This is a genomic window from Enterobacter sp. UPMP701 (assembly GCF_053709515.1).
In genome coordinates this window covers 64832-82778 of sequence record NZ_JBSKJN010000012.1, presented here as the reverse complement: position 1 = coordinate 82778, position 17947 = coordinate 64832, and the positions used below count along the sequence as shown (strand labels likewise).

The following is a 17947-nucleotide window of genomic DNA, read 5'->3' as shown; positions in this document are numbered from 1 at the left end:
GAGCGTTAAACCTATGAAATACGATACCTCCGAGCTTTGTGACATCTACCAGGAAGATGTCAACGTCGTTGAACCGCTGTTCTCCAACTTTGGTGGACGGTCGTCGTTTGGCGGACAAATCATCACGGTGAAATGTTTCGAGGATAACGGGTTGCTGTACGATCTGCTCGAACAGAACGGCCGTGGCCGCGTTCTGGTGGTCGACGGCGGCGGTTCCGTGCGCCGTGCCTTGATTGATGCGGAACTGGCCGGAATTGCCGCCCAGAACGAGTGGGAAGGCATTGTAGTGTACGGCTCTGTGCGCCAGGTGGACGATCTCGAAGACCTGGATATCGGTATTCAGGCCATCGCGGCCATTCCGGTTGGTGCAGCGGGTGACGGCATCGGCGAAAGCGACGTGCGCGTCAATTTCGGCGGCGTGACCTTCTTCTCCGGCGACCATCTCTACGCTGATAATACCGGCATTATCCTGTCCGAAGATGCGCTGGATATCGAGTAATAAAACCGTAAGCGTGAACCATAAAAAAACCGCCAACAGCAATGTGGCGGTTTTTTTGTCCCTCGGGATTCGCGGTCCGTTGGGAAGTTTTGCAACCTTTAACCAGGGTTTTTATCTTACCCTGGTTCAAATATCAGGTAACCCCATCGACCCTTTATAAATTCCTAATTATCGATGAAAACCTTAACTACGCTTCTGTTGCTCATTATGATGCTGCGTCCCTTTCCGCCATTTCGCAAATGGGCATCGGTCCAGGGAAAGGTGTATTCACAACCGTAAAGCAGCCTTTAACCAGGCTTGTGTCCACCGACTTATCACTGGTGGTGAATGGTGGAGCGGTTAGCTGCAGGGACCGCATAATGAAACGCTATTTATGTATCGCGTTCATTGTCGCCAGCGTACTCGTGGTAAAAAGTGATGAACCCAATGTGTTCGTTGCTTTTACTATGACAGCGCAGGACAAGTAGCGTTAAGGCCGCCTCGGGCGGCCTTTTTTATGGTTTGACTCAGTGAGCGATAACCATAAAAAAGCCGGGTGGCGGCTTCGCCTTACCCGGCCGACTCAGTAATCCCTAAGGGGATCAGACTTCTTCCATACGTCCCAGCAGCGCCTGCAGGCGATCCTGCCAGCCGTTCTGCTGTTCGCGCAGCTGGTTGTTTTCGCGCTCCAGTTCTTCGCGGCCGTGCTGAGCGTTCTGAACTTCCTGCGCCAGGCTGTTGTTCTTCTCTTTCAGTTCTTCAATTTCCATCTGCAGCAGCGTGATGGTGTCAATCGCCTGCTGTACTTTCGCTTCCAGTTTCTCAAACACTTCTAAAGACATGATCCTACCTCTCCTGAATTGCAAGGCGACGCTTTAACATAAACGCGCACAACATATGTTCCGATTGTATGGAGCCCTGCCGCGCCTGTCCAGCGGCATGCCACGCAGATCGCGGTTTGCAACACTTTTCGGCCTCGTCCTGGTGCGTTCGCGGCATATACCTCTAAGTTGTTAACTCATTCGTTAAAGAAATGATTCAACTTACCGTTCGCAACTGACGTAAAAACGCGCTTTATGGCGCGAAAACGCTCATTTTATTGACGCAGACCACACATTTTGATTTCGATATTTCTCGTTTTTGCTCGTTAACGATAAATTAACACTATGTCTACAGGACATCGTGGCTGTCACGGGTGGCCACGCTAACAACAAACATCAATTTCTTCAGGATTCCGATTATGAGTCAGACATCAACCTTAAAAGGCCAGTGCATTGCCGAGTTCCTTGGTACCGGGTTGTTGATATTCTTCGGAGTGGGTTGTGTCGCTGCACTGAAAGTGGCGGGTGCCAGTTTTGGTCAGTGGGAAATCAGTATCATCTGGGGTCTGGGCGTGGCGATGGCCATCTACCTGACTGCAGGGGTCTCTGGTGCACATCTTAACCCGGCGGTGACTATCGCACTGTGGCTGTTCGCGTGCTTCGACGGACGCAAAGTTGTTCCTTTCATTATTTCTCAATTTGCCGGCGCGTTTTGCGCAGCGGCGTTAGTTTACGGGCTTTATTACAATCTTTTCATCGACTTCGAACAGACGCATCATATGGTGCGCGGTAGCGTCGAAAGTCTGGATCTGGCAGGCATCTTCTCAACCTACCCTAACCCGCATATCAATTTTGTGCAGGCGTTCGCAGTTGAAATGGTGATTACCGCTATTCTGATGGGCGTTATCCTGGCGCTGACCGACGACGGAAACGGCATTCCGCGCGGCCCGCTGGCCCCCCTGCTGATTGGTCTGCTGATTGCGGTGATTGGTGCATCCATGGGCCCGTTGACCGGCTTCGCGATGAACCCGGCGCGTGATATCGGACCCAAAGCATTCGCCTTTATCGCAGGCTGGGGCGACGTGGCCTTCACCGGCGGCAAAGACATTCCTTACTTCCTGGTTCCGCTGTTTGCGCCGGTTGTCGGGGCTGCGCTGGGCGCATTTAGCTACCGCAAATTAATTGGTCGCCACTTACCGTGCGACACCTGTGTGGACGAGGAGAAGGAGACGACTTCTACCACACAACAAAAAGCTTCGCTGTAATCTGACTACGGGACACATACCATGACCGAAAAAAAATATATCGTTGCGCTCGACCAGGGCACTACCAGCTCCCGCGCTGTCGTAATGGATCATGACGCGAACATTGTCAGCGTGTCTCAACGCGAATTTGAGCAAATTTATCCTCGTCCAGGCTGGGTAGAACACGACCCGATGGAGATCTGGGCGTCACAAAGCTCCACGCTGGTCGAAGTGCTGGCGAAAGCCGACATCAGCTCCGACGAGATTGCCGCGATTGGTATTACCAACCAGCGTGAAACCACCATCGTCTGGGAACGCGAAACCGGTAAGCCTATTTACAACGCCATCGTCTGGCAGTGCCGCCGTACGTCAGAGATCTGTGAACAGCTTAAGCGCGACGGGATGGAAGAGTATGTGCGTAACGCCACCGGTCTGGTGGTTGACCCGTACTTCTCCGGCACAAAAGTGAAATGGATCCTCGACCACGTGGAAGGTTCACGCGAGCGTGCAAAACGCGGCGAGCTGCTGTTCGGGACCGTCGACACCTGGCTTATCTGGAAGATGACCCAGGGACGCGTTCACGTTACCGACTACACCAACGCCTCGCGTACCATGCTGTTCAACATCAACACCCTGGAGTGGGATGACAAGATGCTGGACGCGCTGGATATTCCGCGCGCGATGCTGCCTGAAGTGCGTAAGTCGTCTGAAGTCTACGGCCAGACCAACATCGGCGGTAAAGGCGGCACCCGTATTCCTATCGCCGGTATCGCCGGTGACCAGCAGGCGGCGCTGTTCGGCCAGCTGTGCGTCAAGGAAGGGATGGCGAAGAACACCTACGGCACCGGCTGCTTTATGCTGATGAACACCGGCGAGAAAGCGGTGAAATCAGAAAACGGCCTGCTGACTACCATCGCCTGCGGCCCACGCGGTGAGGTGAACTATGCCCTGGAAGGGGCGGTATTTATGGCGGGCGCATCTATTCAGTGGCTGCGCGACGAGATGAAGCTGATCAGCGACGCGTTTGACTCCGAGTACTTCGCGACCAAAGTGAAAGACACCAACGGCGTGTACGTGGTGCCTGCGTTCACCGGTCTGGGCGCACCGTACTGGGATCCGTATGCACGCGGCGCGATTTTCGGTCTGACACGCGGTGTGAACTCTAACCACATCATTCGCGCTACCCTGGAATCCATCGCCTACCAGACGCGCGACGTGCTGGAAGCGATGCAGGCTGACTCCGGCATTCGTCTGCACGCCCTGCGCGTGGACGGCGGTGCGGTGGCTAACAACTTCCTGATGCAGTTCCAGTCCGACATTCTGGGCACCCGCGTTGAGCGCCCTGAAGTGCGTGAAGTGACGGCGCTGGGTGCGGCGTATCTTGCAGGTCTGGCGGTTGGCTTCTGGCAGAACCTGGACGAGCTGCAGGAAAAAGCGGTCATCGAGCGCGAATTCCGCCCGGGCATCGAAACCACCGAGCGTAACTTCCGCTACAGTGGCTGGAAGAAAGCGGTGAAACGCGCCCTGGCGTGGGAAGAGCACGACGAGTAATCCCCCCTCACCCTACCCCTCTCCCCAAAGGGGAGAGGGGACTTAAACCCCCCTCCCCACTCTGTGATAAACTTCGTGCAATTCCTTTTGATTGTACGAGTACCTCATGAAACGTGAACTTGCTATCGAGTTTTCCCGCGTTACCGAAGCGGCTGCCCTTGCAGGCTATAAATGGCTGGGTCGTGGCGACAAAAATACCGCAGACGGCGCCGCCGTCCATGCCATGCGCATTGTGCTTAACCAGGTCAACATCGACGGCACCATCGTCATCGGCGAAGGCGAGATCGACGAAGCGCCAATGCTCTACATCGGTGAAAAAGTCGGTACCGGCAAAGGCGATGCCGTGGATATCGCGGTAGACCCGATCGAAGGCACCCGCATGACGGCGATGGGCCAGGCCAACGCGCTGGCGGTGCTGGCCGTGGGCGATAAAGGCTGCTTCCTCAACGCGCCGGATATGTATATGGAAAAGCTGATAGTTGGTCCTGGTGCGAAAGGTGCAATCGACCTCAGCCTGCCGCTGGATGCGAATCTGCGCAATATCGCAACGGCGCTGGGTAAACCGCTCAACGAACTCACTGTGACTATTCTGGCAAAACCGCGCCACGACGCCACCATCGCGTACCTGCAAGCACTCGGGGTGCGCGTGTTTGCTATCCCTGATGGTGACGTTGCCGCCTCCATTCTGACCTGCATGCCGGACAGTGAAGTCGACGTGCTTTACGGTATCGGCGGCGCGCCGGAAGGCGTGGTCTCTGCGGCGGTAATCCGCGCCCTGGACGGCGATATGCAGGCGCGCCTGCTGCCGCGTCACGAGGTGAAAGGTGACAGCGACGAGAACCGTCGCATTGGCGAGGACGAGCTGGCACGCTGCGCGGCGATGGGCATCGAAGCCAATAAAGTCCTGGCACTTAACGACATGGCCCGCAGCGATAACGTGGTCTTCTCCGCAACCGGCATCACCAAAGGCGATCTGCTGGACGGCATCACCCGCAAGGGCAACATGGCAACCACCGAAACGCTGCTGATCCGCGGTAAATCGCGCACCATCCGACGCATTCAGTCCATTCACTATCTCGACCGTAAAGACCCGGACGTGCAGACGCACATTCTGTAAAACCGTTTGATCGATAGAGCTTTCCGACCCGAAGGGGCTGGAAATGTTTCCCACAAGTACGGAAGATAGAACAGAGAAACAGCACAGGAGAAGATCATGGCGGACTGGGTAACAGGTAAAGTCACAAAGGTAGAATTCTGGACCGATGCGCTATTTAGTCTCACCCTGCATGCTCCCGTGCACCCGTTTAAGGCCGGGCAATTTGCCAAGCTGGGGCTGGATGTCGACGGCGAGCGCGTGCAGCGCGCCTACTCTTACGTTAACGCGCCGGATAACCCGGACCTCGAGTTCTATCTGGTCACCGTCCCGGACGGCAAGCTGAGCCCGCGTCTTGCCGCCCTTAAGCCCGGCGACGATGTGCAAATTGTGAGCGAAGCGGCGGGTTTCTTTGTGCTCGAAGAGATCCCGGATTGCGATACCCTCTGGATGCTGGCGACCGGCACGGCCATCGGTCCGTATCTCTCTATCTTGCAGTACGGTAAAGATCTGGAGCGCTTTAAAAACATCGTGCTGGTTCACGCCGCGCGCTACGCCGCAGATTTAAGCTATCTCCCGCAGATGCAGGCGCTGGAACAGCAGTACGGCGGAAAGTTAAAGATTCAGACGGTAGTCAGCCGCGAAACCGTAGCAGGAGCGCTTACCGGTCGCGTACCGGCGTTAATTGAGAGCGGCGCACTGGAAGAAGCGGTGGGTTTACCGATAACGGCCGAGACCAGCCACGTCATGCTGTGCGGTAACCCGCAGATGGTCCGGGACACGCAGCAGCTTCTGAAGGATACCCGGCAGATGACGAAACATCTTCGCCGCCGGCCGGGCCATATGACCGCCGAACACTACTGGTGATCAGCGGTATTTCACCTCGACGGTGTCTTTACCGTATTTGTTTTCGCTCTGGGTGCCGATAAACGCGCCCAGATCGACAATCATCATCACGAAGATGACCGATGGCAGCAGCCTTCCCACGACCCACGGCAGGATGGACGGCAACATCGCCCAGTTCCCTGCCACCAGCATCCACGCCAGTATGATCAGAAATGCCCACGCGCCGGAGCGACCGCGATCGTGCAGGCGTTTCACCACGACGGCCGCCGTTGGCCATAGCAGGCAGACCAGTGCGAATGCCGCCGTTTGCGTGCTCAGCCAGGCGTTGTAAGCAACGAAAAACAGAAGCAGCATGGCGACAACCCACGTTACCATCCAGACCCAGAAATCACGGCGTCCAATACGCCCTTTGAATGAAAACAGCCACTGCTGTATGGTCATGTAAGGTTCCTTATTATCATTTAGCCCGCATTTTACCCTGGAGTTGTGACCTTTTGACAAGCCGACCAGATATCGTTTTAATCATGAGCACTTACGGCCAGGGGCAATGTTGATGAAAAGTTCGGCACACTCTCTTTTCCTGTGTTTAGCGATGCTCAGCGCGGGTTTTCCGCTGCACGCCGCCGACACCGCGGCCCCCACCACAGCGCCGTATTTGCTGGCGGGCGCACCGTCCTTCGATCAGTCCATCAGCCAGTTTCGCGAAGCTTTCAATCAGGCCAACCCAGGGCTGCCGCTGGATGAGTTTCGCGCCATTGATAGCTCGCGCGATACCCCTACACTGACCCGTGCAGCGAGCAAGATTAACGAGAATTTGTATGCTTCCACAGCGCTGGAGCGCGGTACGTTAAAAATCAAAAGCATGCAAATCACCTGGCTGCCGATTCAGGGGCCAGAGCAGAAAGCCGCTAAATCGAAGGCGCTTGATTACATGAGTGCGGTGCTACAGGCGTTTACGCCTGCGCTGACGAAAAAGCAAAGCCAGCAAAAGCTGCAAAAACTGCTGGCCGCCGGTAAAAACAAGCGGTACTACGCCACGACCGAAGGCGCGATTCGCTATGTGGTGGCGGATAACGGTGAAAAAGGACTGACCTTCGCTGTTGAACCGATTAAGCTGGCACTATCTGACACTCTCGGCGGGGCGAATTAATGACAAAAAGCAAAGCCTTTCAGGGGAAAATCTCTATACTGATTCACAGACCATGCTGCCCGAGAGGGCGGCCATATTCCTTAATTCGCTTATTTAGCGTGGAGAATTGAAATGCGACATCCTTTAGTGATGGGTAACTGGAAACTGAACGGCAGCCGCCACATGGTAAACGAACTGGTTGCGAACCTGCGTAAAGAGCTGGCTGGCGTGACCGGCTGCGCGGTTGCTATCGCTCCGCCGGATATGTACCTGGATCTGGCTAAACGTGCCGCTGACGGCAGCCACATCGTGCTGGGCGCGCAGAACGTTGACGTTAACCTGTCTGGCGCGTTCACCGGTGAAACTTCCGCTGAAATGCTGAAAGATATCGGCGCAAAATACATCATCATCGGCCACTCCGAGCGTCGCACCTACCACAAAGAATCTGACGAGTTCATCGCGAAGAAATTCGCCGTGCTGAAAGAGCAAGGCCTGATCCCGGTTCTGTGCATCGGTGAAACCGAAGCGGAAAACGAAGCGGGCAAAACTGAAGAAGTGTGCGCACGTCAGATCGACGCCGTGCTGAAAACTCAGGGCGCGGCAGCGTTCGAAGGCGCGGTTATCGCTTACGAGCCAGTCTGGGCGATCGGTACCGGCAAATCTGCTACCCCTGCGCAGGCTCAGGCAGTTCACAAATTCATCCGTGATCACATTGCTAAAGCCGACGCGAAAGTCGCTGAGCAAGTGATTATCCAGTACGGCGGTTCCGTAAACGCCTCCAACGCTGCTGAGCTGTTCACCCAGCCAGACATCGATGGCGCACTGGTTGGCGGTGCATCCCTGAAAGCGGACGCTTTCGCAGTGATCGTTAAAGCGGCAGAAGCGGCTAAACAGGCGTAATGGCCTTTGTGGCGGGTGGCGCTTGCGCTTACCCGCCGCTACAAACGACCTAATACGCTAAACCACAAATAATCCAGCGGCAGCAGCACCAGATATGTCGCAATCGCCAGCGCCAGACAGAGCAGCATCCCCGCCTTCGCAGGCACTTTCCCTAAGCCCATTGCCACCACAATCGGCGACGCCTGATACGGCAGCAGCGGCGTGGAATACCCCAGCACCTGAATCATAATCACCGACAGCAGCGGGAAACCGGTCGCATCCGAGAAGCTCTGCGCCAGCGTGGTGTACAGCGCAGGAACGCCGTTGGCGGTCATAATGAAGTTGAGCGCCGTGGTGATGCCGGTCAGGGCCAGGAAACTGGTGAACGGCCTGTCCGCATCCAGCGGCATAATGCGCAGCAACGCTTCGCCTACGGCCGCTCCGATACCCGTTTGCGTCACGACAATCGCCAGCCCAAGAATGCCCGCGACGTAAATACAGGTGCGCATATTCACCCCCGCCGAGAACTCCTCGCCGGTGATAAAACCGATGCGCGGCAGCATAACGATGACCGACGCCGCCAGCCCCGTCCACGCAGGCCCTACGCCGTGCCAGCTCTCCGTCACCCACATCGTCAACACCAGTGCCAACAGCCAGGCAAGACGCTTTTCATCCCGCCCCATGGGTTCGGACGACATGAGTTCCTTCGGCGGTTTTGGGCTACCGGGAAATAGCCAGCAAATGAGGCCAATCAGAATCAGGCCTTTGAGAATACCGAGCACCGGCGTGTGCAGCAGCAGATACGGGACATAGTTCAGATGAATGCCGTACGAACCTTCCGCCGCACCGCTCATCACCAGGTTAGGGACGTTTGCTGGCAGGATAGTCGCCGAAAGCTGGAAGGTGCCGAACCCAACGGCCAGCGCAAGTCCGAACCAGGCGCGGGAGCCGTCGGCAATACCGGCACGTTTTGCCATCGCCGCGACAATGGGCATCAGCAGCGCAATGCGTCCCATGTTCGACGGCATCACAAACGCCAGTGCGTAGCTGAGCAATACCACGCTTGCCACCATCAGCACCCAGGAGTCAGTGAGCTTTGCCGACAGCGCCCGCGCGGCCCGGTCCGCCAGGCCGGTTTTACGGATCGCCACGCCGAGCACAAAGCCGCTGAAGACCAGCCAGAAAGCCGACGAGGCAAAACCGCCAAAAATCACCTCTGGCGGGGCGATTCTGGCGGCCATTGCCGCCGTGAAAAACAGCAGCGCGGTGATAAATTCCGGCAACAGCGACGTCGCCCACAGCACGATGGTGACGCCCACAATCAATGAAGGCAGCAGCAGAGGATGCGTTAACCAGAGCGACATACCTGTCTCCTGTAGAATTTTTCAGCAAGTCTACGGTGACAGGCAGCCCGAGTAAACGCGATTTATGGTGGGGTTATTTCAGGATAGCGCATTGATGATCCTGCAATTCCTCTGCTGACGCGCGGTTAAGCGTGAGCAGGTTACGCTCGGTCGCCAGCAACACAAACGAGCCATCCGACTGTTGCGCCATCGCCAGCGCGAAACGCCCAATATGGTCGCGCGCTTCCGGCAACTCTTCCGCCAGCATCATAAACGGACTGCGCTGGACCAGCTCATTTTCCGTCACCCGACGGGCAAGATACTCATGCCCTTCCAGCCCTCCCGGGAACGGTAGCCACTGGGTGCTGATTTCTCCCTGCGCCGCGTTGAGCTTCTCGCGTACGTCCGGGCGCAGGCAGGAGATATGGATATGGAAATGGTTCTGCGTGCGGCCAGTCGGCGAGTTAATCGTCAGCGAAATGGCGCTGTCCGGCACTTCGGCGCCACGCTTCATGGTCATAAAGCTGCGCGACTGCCACGCCAGCCAGAAGAAGTTCGGCGTGTGAGGTTCGGTCAGGAGCGGGCTTTCGGTACCGTTGATGCGATACGTTGGCATCAGCAGATACTGCAGCGGCCCGTTGCGGTCTTTAAATACCACATAGCCCGCGTCAGGCTTCACCTGCGCGCAGGGTGCCGGGTTACGGTGTTGCAGCTGGTTAGGCACACACTGGTCGAGAACGATATGACGCAACGCATTCGGATTACCCGCTTTCATCCAGTACACGCCCCCTGCGGCAAGGGCGATAACGATCAGAATCAGTAAGATAATTTTTTTCACAACGCGTTCCCTGTTTTCAATAGAGGCAAAAGAGTAACGCAAAATGATGACCAAATAAAAAACCCGGTGGATTTCTCACACCGGGTCGCCGTGTCGTTTGCTAACCTTTAGCGCTGGCTAATCTGGTCGAAGGTGCCGCCATTAGAGAAGTGCTCTTTCTGCGCTTTCGTCCAGCCGCCGAACACATCATCAATGGTGAAGAGCTTCAGTTTCGGGAATTCACTATCGTATTTCTTCGCGACAGCCGCATCACGTGGACGATAGAAGTTCTTCGCCGCGATTTCCTGGCCTTCCGGAGAGTAGAGGTACTTCAGGTAGGCTTCCGCCACCGTTTTGGTCCCTTTCTTATCAACGACCTTATCGACCACGGAAACGGTCGGCTCGGCGAGGATGGATTCGCTCGGAGTCACGATCTCAAACTTGTCTTTACCCAGTTCGTTGGTCGCCAGCAGGGCTTCGTTTTCCCAGGCAATCAGCACATCGCCAATTCCGCGCTCGACGAAGGTGTTGGTTGCGCCACGCGCGCCGGAGTCCAGCACTTCAACGTTTTTGTACAGGGATTTGACGAACTCCTGTGCTTTCGCCTGATCACCGTTGTTGTGGTGCAGCGCGTAGCCCCAGGCCGCCAGGTAGTTCCAGCGTGCGCCGCCGGAGCTTTTCGGGTTCGGGGTAATCACCGAGACGCCAGGTTTGATCAGGTCGTTCCAGTCCTTAATCTGTTTCGGGTTGCCTTTACGCACCAGGAAAACGATGGTCGAGGTGTATGGCGCAGAGTTGTCCGGCAGGCGTTTGATCCAGTTTTTGTCGATACGGCCACGCTCGGCGATAGCGTCGACATCGTAGGCCAGTGCCAGGGTGACCACATCGGCTTCAATACCGTTGATGACGGACGTCGCCTGCTTACCGGAGCCACCGTGCGACTGGCGAACCACCACATTGTCGCCAGTTTCCTGCTTCCAGTGGGCCGCAAACGCTTTGTTGTACTGCTCGTACAGCTCACGCGTCGGGTCGTATGACACGTTCAGTAACTGGATGTCCTTTGCCAGAACGCTGGTCGATGCCAGCAATAATGTTAACCCCACGCCCCATTTATTCATCGCCCAGCTCTCTTATGTAGTGTTTTGATGAATGCAGCGTGCCAGAAAGGGAACTAATGATTAAAGAATAAAAAAAGATTGGCTATAACGTGGAGGAATAAAAGCCCTCTTCAGAATGAAGAGGGCTCAAAGGATCAGTACAGTTTTTTCGCGCAGTCCAGCCAGTCACCTTTGAACGGACGCTTCATGTTTTCAATCGCGTCGATGATGTCATGGTGAACCAGCTGTTCGTTCTGAATACCGACGCAACGGCCGCCGTGACCCTGCAGCAGCAGTTCGATCGCGTACGCGCCCATGCGGGACGCCAGAATGCGGTCGTACGGGCCAGGGGAACCGCCACGCTGGATGTGACCCAGTACGGTTGCGCGGGTTTCGCGTTTGGTTTCGGTTTCGATGTACTTCGCCAGCTCGTCAACGTCACAGATGTGCTCGGTGATCGCCACGATTGCGTGTTTCTTACCCTTCGCGATACCGGCTTTGATTTCAGCAACCAGATCTTCACGGCTGAATTCCACTTCAGGAACCACCACGAACTCACAGCCACCGGCGATAGCCGCCGCCAGGGTCAGGTCACCGCAGTAACGGCCCATCACCTCAACGATAGAAATACGCTGGTGAGAAGAAGAGGTGTCACGCAGGCGGTCAATAGCTTCCACAACGGTGCCCAGCGCGGTGAAGTAACCGATGGTGTAGTCAGTGCCTTTGATATCGTTGTCGATGGTGCCCGGCAGGCCGATGCACGGGAAGCCCATTTCAGTCAGACGTTTTGCACCCATGTACGAGCCGTCACCGCCGATGACCACCAGCGCGTCCAGGCCACGTTTTTTCATGTTCTCAATAGCCACTTCACGGATGTGTTCATCACGGAATTCCGGGAAGCGCGCAGACCCAAGGAAGGTACCGCCACGGTTGATCATGTCAGACACGCTGTAACGGTCGAGCTGAACCATACGGTCTTCATACAGACCCAGGTAACCATCATAGATACCAAAAACTTCCAGACCTTCCGTCAGCGCTGCACGGACAACCCCACGAATTGCCGCGTTCATGCCCGGCGCATCACCGCCGCTTGTCAACACACCGATTTTCTTAATCATGACTACCTCTGAACTTAGGAATGCAAAATTGAAATCTGTTGCCGGAAGAAACTTATCGACCAACGAATACTGCAAATAGTATATCAATCCCTTCTGGCTGAATTGATTCAGGTCAGACCAAATGGCGGTAATTTATACACAAAATGCTGGCCTGGCTCACTTTTTTACAACGAATTACGAAAGCCCAACATGTCCGGGCACAACCGAGCAGGGATCCTGGTGAATGATGACGTCTGAACCAGGAAAACGCTGCAAAATCGCCTGCTCGACCTGCTCTGCAATAACGTGAGCCTGTACCAGTGGCAGGTTGTCTTCCATTTCAATATGAATCTGAATAAAGCGGGTCGGCCCTGACTGCCGCGTTCGAAGATCGTGTGCACCGCTGACGCCGGGCCAGGAGGTCACGATGGAAAAAATTTCATTACGTTCTGAGTCCGGAAGAGCGCGATCGAGCAGTGACTGCACCGCGTCATACCCCATCCGTAAGGCGCTATATAAAATATAGATACCGATCCCTAACGCAAACAACGCATCGGCCCGATGCCAGCCATACCAGGCCAGACCGAGCGCAATAAGAATAGCCCCATTCATCATAACATCAGATTGATAATGAAGCATATCCGCCCGTACGGCCTGACTTTGCGTTTTGCGAACGACCCAGCGCTGGAACGTTACCAGAACAAGTGTGCTTATAAGTGCAATGACCGTGACGACCACGCCAACGCCGGGATTGTTCATCGGCGAAGGCGAAATAAGGTGCTGAATACCGGTCAAAAACAGGAACAGCGCGGAGCCAGAAATGAACATACTTTGCGCCAGCGCGGCCAGCGACTCCGCTTTGCCGTGGCCAAACGTATGTTCTTCATCCGCCGGTTGCAGCGAATAGCGCACCACCAGAAGATTGGTCAGCGAGGCGGCGATATCCACCAGTGAATCCACCAGCGCCGCCAGAATACTGACCGAGCCGGTATACCACCAGGCAAAGATTTTAATCAGCAGCAGGCCAGAGGCCATGACGGTCGCCGCAATGGCGGCCCGGCTTACCAGCCTTCCATAGGATTGATTCATAAACGCTCCTGTCATGTCATGCCGCTAGTATAACGGAAGCATGGGGAGGCAAAGGATGAATAAACGGTTAACAAATCAGAATGCGGGGCAAAAAAAGCCCCCACATCATGTGGGGGAAGACAGGGATGGTGTCTATGGCAAGGAAAACAGGGTTTACTGGTTACTACGGGTACTGCTATTGCTACTGAAAAACGTCGTCTCTGAGCTTCGCTGCATCCGTGCAACCTCACGCAGCTGGTCCATACGCTGCTGATGTCTGGCATTCAAAACCGCTTGCTGCTCGGGCGTTAGCAGGTGGAACATCTGGTTGCGGACCTTCGCCATCTCTACCTGGCGGGCAACCTGTTCCTGTGCCATTTTTTCGGCCTGAGCGCGTACAGCGCTTTCGTCAAAATTTTCTGCGGTGACAAGGCGATGCATTGTCTCCATTTCGCTAACATTAACAGGGGGCTGGTCGTGGCGTGCCCTCTGCATCAGATCTCGCATCTGTTGACGCTGATGTTCGGTTAAACTTATGCCGTCAAACATATGGCTTTGGCTGCTGTGCTGCGTTGCGCCCTCTTGCGAGGAACCGTTATCGCCGATGATAGCTACAGCAGCCTGGCTAAACGCACTGAACGCCAGCGTTGAGGCCATGACGGCAGCGGTAACTTTGCGCATCACTTGCTCCCAAAATCTTTCGTGTCGCGATTCAACGAGAGACAGTCTACGATTCAGGCTGCAAACATGCGTCAGGGGGTGTAAAACAACGTAAAGTCATGGATTAGATAGCCTTGATGTCGTAATTTCTGCCTCGGAGGTATTTAAACAATGAATAAAATCCTGTTAGTTGATGATGACCGAGAGCTCACATCCCTTTTAAAGGAGTTGCTCGACATGGAAGGTTTCAACGTCCTGGTTGCCCATGATGGCGAGCAAGCGCTGAGTCTCCTTGACGACAGCATCGATCTACTTTTGCTCGACGTAATGATGCCGAAGAAAAACGGTATTGATACGCTGAAAGAGCTTCGCCAGACACACCAGACCCCCGTTATCATGCTGACCGCCCGCGGCAGCGAGCTTGACCGCGTTCTCGGCCTTGAGCTGGGTGCGGATGATTATTTGCCTAAGCCGTTCAACGATCGTGAACTGGTGGCCCGTATTCGCGCGATCCTGCGTCGTTCCCACTGGAGCGAGCAGCAGCAAAATACTGACAACAGCTCACCTACGCTTGAAGTGGACTCCCTGAGCCTGAACCCGGGCCGCCAGGAAGCGAGCTTCGACGGTGAAACGCTGGAACTGACCGGCACCGAGTTCACCCTGCTGTATCTGCTGGCGCAGCATCTCGGCCAGGTCGTATCGCGTGAACATTTAAGCCAGGAAGTGCTGGGCAAACGCCTCACCCCGTTTGACCGCGCTATCGATATGCACATCTCTAACCTGCGCCGTAAGCTGCCGGAGCGTAAAGACGGTCACCCATGGTTTAAAACCTTGCGTGGCCGCGGTTATCTGATGGTTTCCGCTTCATGATAGGCAGCTTAACCGCCCGCATCTTCGCCATCTTCTGGCTAACGCTGGCACTGGTTTTAATGCTCGTTTTGATGTTGCCAAAACTCGACTCACGCCAGATGACGGAGCTGCTCGACAGCGAGCAACGTCAGGGCGTGATGATCGAGCAGCACGTGGAAGCCGAGCTGGCAAACGATCCGCCGAACGATTTAATGTGGTGGCGCAGATTATTTCGCGCTATCGACAAGTGGGCGCCGCCCGGACAACGCCTGCTGCTGGTGACCAGCGAAGGCCGCGTCATTGGGGCCGATCGCAATGAAATGCAGATCATCCGCAACTTTATTGGTCAGGCGGATAACGCCGATCACCCACAGAAGAAGAAATATGGTCGGGTAGAGATGGTCGGTCCTTTCTCGGTGCGAGATGGGGAAGACAATTACCAGCTCTATCTGATTCGCCCTGCGAGCAGTTCCCAGTCCGACTTCATCAACCTGCTGTTTGACCGTCCGCTTCTGCTGCTGATCGTCACGATGCTGGTCAGTTCCCCGCTGCTGTTATGGCTGGCGTGGAGCCTGGCAAAACCGGCGCGTAAGCTGAAAAATGCCGCAGATGAAGTGGCGCAGGGCAACCTGCGACAACACCCGGAACTGGAAGCCGGGCCGCAGGAGTTCCTTGCCGCCGGGACCAGTTTTAACCAGATGGTGAGCGCGCTGGATCGCATGATGACCGCGCAGCAGCGCCTGCTTTCGGATATCTCGCACGAGCTGCGCACCCCACTCACGCGCTTACAGCTGGGTACCGCCCTGCTGCGTCGCCGCAGCGGTGAGAGCAAAGAGCTGGAGCGTATTGAAACGGAAGCGCATCGCCTGGACAGCATGATTAACGACCTGCTGGTGATGTCGCGCAATCAGCAGAAAAATGCGCTGGTGAGCGAAACGGTGAAAGCCAATCACCTGTGGCACGAGGTGCTGGACAACGCGGCGTTCGAAGCGGAACAGATGGGAAAATCCTTTACCGTCAACTTCCCGCCGGGCCCGTGGCCGCTCTACGGTAACCCCAACACACTGGAAAGCGCGCTGGAGAATATCGTGCGTAACGCCCTGCGCTATTCGCACACGAAGATTGAAGTGGCGTTTTCGGTGGATAAAGACGGGATTACGGTCATTGTCGATGACGACGGTCCTGGCGTCAGCCCGGAAGACCGCGAGCAGATTTTCCGTCCGTTCTACCGTACCGATGAGGCTCGTGACCGTGAATCTGGTGGTACGGGGCTGGGTCTGGCAATTGTTGAAACCGCCATGCAGCAGCACCGCGGCTGGGTGAAAGCCGACGACAGCCCGCTGGGCGGGTTGCGGTTAACGCTGTGGCTACCGCTGTATAAGCGTTCGTAATCCCCTCACCCCGGCCCTCTCCCCAAAGGGGCGAGGGTGAAAAGACCGCACCGAGCCGTCCCCTCTCCCCTATGGGGAGAGGGTTAGGGTGAGGGGGCAGTTATTTCCCCCACAATCGCCGAGAATTATCCTCGATCTTGCCGCTTACGCGCCGCTTCTGCATCGTTCTTGTCCAACTGGTAGACAACCCCGCCGCCGACAGCAAGCGATGATACTGTTCATCGTCAAAAGGCATATGCCAGGCAATTGCGCAGGCCTCGTACACCGACACCTCACTCAGGCGCGACGCGAGCTCAAGCGGTGCATCCGCTGACACCTGCCCTGCCAGCACCACGCGGTACAGCCAGCCGGTTTTACCCGCTTTTTGCAGCTGGGCCGAGATATCCTGAATTCCGAAGTGGTAGTTAAGCTTAAAGCACGGCGAGCGCGGCTGCGTCACCTGAATCAGGGCGTCGCCCCAGCGGTAGATATCACCTATAAACACGTTCTTTTCGGTGAGCCCTTCGGTGGAGAGATTCTCGCCAAACGCGGGGGCGACGAAGAGATCCGCCTGCTCGGGGAATTCGGCTTTCCAGTACTGGTAGTGCTCGCGAGGATAGTGGCACAGCGCGCGCTCCGGCCCGCCGTGGATTTTCTTTTCGGCCTGCTCGTCACCCGCCAGCCCGAGGTCGGTTAACGTCAGCTCCCCGTCGACCTGAATTTTGGCGATGGCGCTCGGGCGGCTGCCGTCGTATTCCCTTACCTTGCCTGTAAATACATTCACCGGATAATGCATCTCTACTCCTTCAGATACAAAAAAAGCGAGTCATCAGACTCGCTTCTCACAGGCGTCAATGCAACCTTATTTTTTAGCGGCGAAACGCGCTGCTGCTTCGTCCCAGTTCACCACATCCCAGAAGGCTTTGATGTAGTCAGGGCGACGGTTCTGGAACTTCAGGTAGTAAGCGTGTTCCCACACGTCCAGACCCAGGATTGGGAAGCCGGATGCGCCAGAGATAGCTTCACCCATCAGCGGGGAGTCCTGGTTAGCGGTAGAAACCACCGCCAGTTTGTCGCCTTTCAGAACCAGCCACGCCCAGCCAGAGCCGAAACGGGTTGCAGCGGCTTTCTCGAATTCCGCTTTGAAGTTGTCAACGGAACCGAAATCGCGCTCGATAGCCGCTTTCAGGTCGCCCTGCAGGGTGGTACCGGTTTTCAGGCCTTTCCAGAACAGGCTGTGGTTAGCGTGACCGCCAGCGTTGTTACGCAGCACGGTTTTCTTGTCTGCCGGCAGCTGGTCCAGCTTGGTGATCAGCTCTTCCACAGGCAGATTAGCGAACTCTGGCAGGCTTTCCAGCGCAGCATTCGCGTTGTTCACGTAGGTCTGGTGGTGTTTAGTGTGATGGATTTCCATCGTCTGCTTGTCGAAATGCGGTTCCAGTGCGTCGTAGGCATACGGCAGGGATGGCAGTGTATAACTCATAATCCTCTCCATTATTGTCGGGCGGCACAGCTGTTAATGCCGCGTAAGCAGTTGGTTCATTATAGTTAATTAAATGATATTGAAAATGATTATCAATGCCGTAGTTTTTATAAGGTTATTCG

Annotated in this window: 19 protein-coding genes; 9 read left to right on the top strand and 10 right to left on the bottom strand. The window is 55.7% G+C overall.

The window, feature by feature from the left end:
* Window positions 1–13: 13 nt before the first annotated feature.
* Window positions 14–499, top strand: coding sequence for a ribonuclease E activity regulator RraA (rraA, locus tag ACWKXT_RS20310; protein WP_048210859.1), 486 nt, complete (start codon window positions 14–16; stop codon window positions 497–499).
* Between the two features lie 581 nt (window positions 500–1080).
* Here rraA and zapB read toward each other — a convergent pair.
* Window positions 1081–1320 (bottom strand): septal ring assembly protein ZapB, encoded by a 240-nt coding sequence (gene zapB / locus ACWKXT_RS20305; protein ID WP_028014842.1) that lies wholly within the window; start codon window positions 1318–1320, stop codon window positions 1081–1083.
* A 398-nt stretch (window positions 1321–1718) separates the two neighbouring features.
* Here zapB and ACWKXT_RS20300 point away from each other — a divergent pair, with 398 nt between their 5' ends.
* The 4 genes from ACWKXT_RS20300 to fpr all read left to right on the top strand — a co-directional run bounded on the left by ACWKXT_RS20300 (window position 1719) and on the right by fpr (window position 6054).
* Entirely contained in the window at window positions 1719–2564 is an 846-nt protein-coding gene (locus ACWKXT_RS20300; RefSeq protein ID WP_080330325.1) for an MIP/aquaporin family protein, read from the top strand.
* A 21-nt stretch (window positions 2565–2585) separates the two neighbouring features.
* Window positions 2586–4094 (top strand): glycerol kinase GlpK, encoded by a 1509-nt coding sequence (glpK, locus tag ACWKXT_RS20295; protein WP_454533296.1) that lies wholly within the window; start codon window positions 2586–2588, stop codon window positions 4092–4094.
* 106 nt (window positions 4095–4200) lie between these two features.
* Window positions 4201–5211 (top strand): class II fructose-bisphosphatase, encoded by a 1011-nt coding sequence (gene glpX, locus ACWKXT_RS20290; protein ID WP_454533295.1) that lies wholly within the window; start codon window positions 4201–4203, stop codon window positions 5209–5211.
* A gap of 96 nt (window positions 5212–5307) precedes the next feature.
* On the top strand, window positions 5308–6054 hold the full coding sequence (fpr, locus tag ACWKXT_RS20285; protein ID WP_454533294.1) for a ferredoxin--NADP(+) reductase: 747 nt from the start codon (window positions 5308–5310) through the stop codon (window positions 6052–6054).
* Here fpr and ACWKXT_RS20280 read toward each other — a convergent pair whose 3' ends face one another.
* The gene (locus tag ACWKXT_RS20280) at window positions 6055–6474 is read right to left on the bottom strand and encodes a DUF805 domain-containing protein (RefSeq protein WP_028014847.1); all 420 of its coding nucleotides are present in this window, start codon (window positions 6472–6474) and stop codon (window positions 6055–6057) included.
* A 112-nt stretch (window positions 6475–6586) separates the two neighbouring features.
* Between ACWKXT_RS20280 and ACWKXT_RS20275 the strand changes: the two genes are divergently transcribed.
* Window positions 6587–7183 (top strand): DUF1454 family protein, encoded by a 597-nt coding sequence (locus ACWKXT_RS20275; protein WP_454529353.1) that lies wholly within the window; start codon window positions 6587–6589, stop codon window positions 7181–7183.
* Window positions 7184–7294: 111 nt separating this feature from the next.
* On the top strand, window positions 7295–8062 hold the full coding sequence (gene tpiA / locus ACWKXT_RS20270; RefSeq protein ID WP_006808674.1) for a triose-phosphate isomerase: 768 nt from the start codon (window positions 7295–7297) through the stop codon (window positions 8060–8062).
* 38 nt (window positions 8063–8100) lie between these two features.
* Here the strand turns inward: tpiA and ACWKXT_RS20265 are convergent, their stop codons facing one another.
* The 6 genes from ACWKXT_RS20265 to cpxP all read right to left on the bottom strand — a co-directional run bounded on the left by ACWKXT_RS20265 (window position 8101) and on the right by cpxP (window position 14144).
* On the bottom strand, window positions 8101–9405 hold the full coding sequence (locus ACWKXT_RS20265) for an SLC13 family permease (RefSeq protein WP_454533293.1): 1305 nt from the start codon (window positions 9403–9405) through the stop codon (window positions 8101–8103).
* Window positions 9406–9478: 73 nt separating this feature from the next.
* On the bottom strand, window positions 9479–10222 hold the full coding sequence (locus tag ACWKXT_RS20260; protein WP_454533292.1) for a CDP-diacylglycerol diphosphatase: 744 nt from the start codon (window positions 10220–10222) through the stop codon (window positions 9479–9481).
* A gap of 107 nt (window positions 10223–10329) precedes the next feature.
* Window positions 10330–11319 carry a sulfate ABC transporter substrate-binding protein gene (locus tag ACWKXT_RS20255; RefSeq protein WP_454533291.1) on the bottom strand — a complete coding sequence of 330 codons (990 nt, stop codon included), beginning with the start codon at window positions 11317–11319 and terminating at the stop codon, window positions 10330–10332.
* 134 nt (window positions 11320–11453) lie between these two features.
* The gene (pfkA, locus tag ACWKXT_RS20250; protein ID WP_028014852.1) at window positions 11454–12416 is read right to left on the bottom strand and encodes a 6-phosphofructokinase; all 963 of its coding nucleotides are present in this window, start codon (window positions 12414–12416) and stop codon (window positions 11454–11456) included.
* Between the two features lie 174 nt (window positions 12417–12590).
* Window positions 12591–13484: a CDF family cation-efflux transporter FieF gene (gene fieF / locus ACWKXT_RS20245; RefSeq protein WP_454529357.1), complete on the bottom strand. Its 894-nt coding sequence runs from the start codon at window positions 13482–13484 to the stop codon at window positions 12591–12593.
* Between the two features lie 153 nt (window positions 13485–13637).
* Complete coding sequence (gene cpxP, locus ACWKXT_RS20240; RefSeq protein ID WP_080330314.1) at window positions 13638–14144, bottom strand: cell-envelope stress modulator CpxP; 507 nt, start codon at window positions 14142–14144, stop codon at window positions 13638–13640.
* Window positions 14145–14294: 150 nt separating this feature from the next.
* Here cpxP and cpxR point away from each other — a divergent pair, with 150 nt between their 5' ends.
* Window positions 14295–14993, top strand: coding sequence for an envelope stress response regulator transcription factor CpxR (gene cpxR, locus ACWKXT_RS20235; RefSeq protein WP_003862004.1), 699 nt, complete (start codon window positions 14295–14297; stop codon window positions 14991–14993).
* Window positions 14990–16363 (top strand): envelope stress sensor histidine kinase CpxA, encoded by a 1374-nt coding sequence (cpxA, locus tag ACWKXT_RS20230; RefSeq protein WP_014885717.1) that lies wholly within the window; start codon window positions 14990–14992, stop codon window positions 16361–16363. Before cpxR ends, cpxA begins: the two co-directional genes overlap by 4 nt.
* Before the next feature lie 100 nt (window positions 16364–16463).
* Here the strand turns inward: cpxA and yiiM are convergent, their stop codons facing one another.
* Together yiiM and sodA are read right to left on the bottom strand one after the other, a co-directional pair.
* Entirely contained in the window at window positions 16464–17138 is a 675-nt protein-coding gene (gene yiiM / locus ACWKXT_RS20225) for a 6-hydroxyaminopurine reductase (RefSeq protein ID WP_454529359.1), read from the bottom strand.
* A 66-nt stretch (window positions 17139–17204) separates the two neighbouring features.
* Window positions 17205–17825 (bottom strand): superoxide dismutase [Mn], encoded by a 621-nt coding sequence (gene sodA / locus ACWKXT_RS20220; RefSeq protein ID WP_003861999.1) that lies wholly within the window; start codon window positions 17823–17825, stop codon window positions 17205–17207.
* Window positions 17826–17947 lie beyond the last annotated feature (122 nt).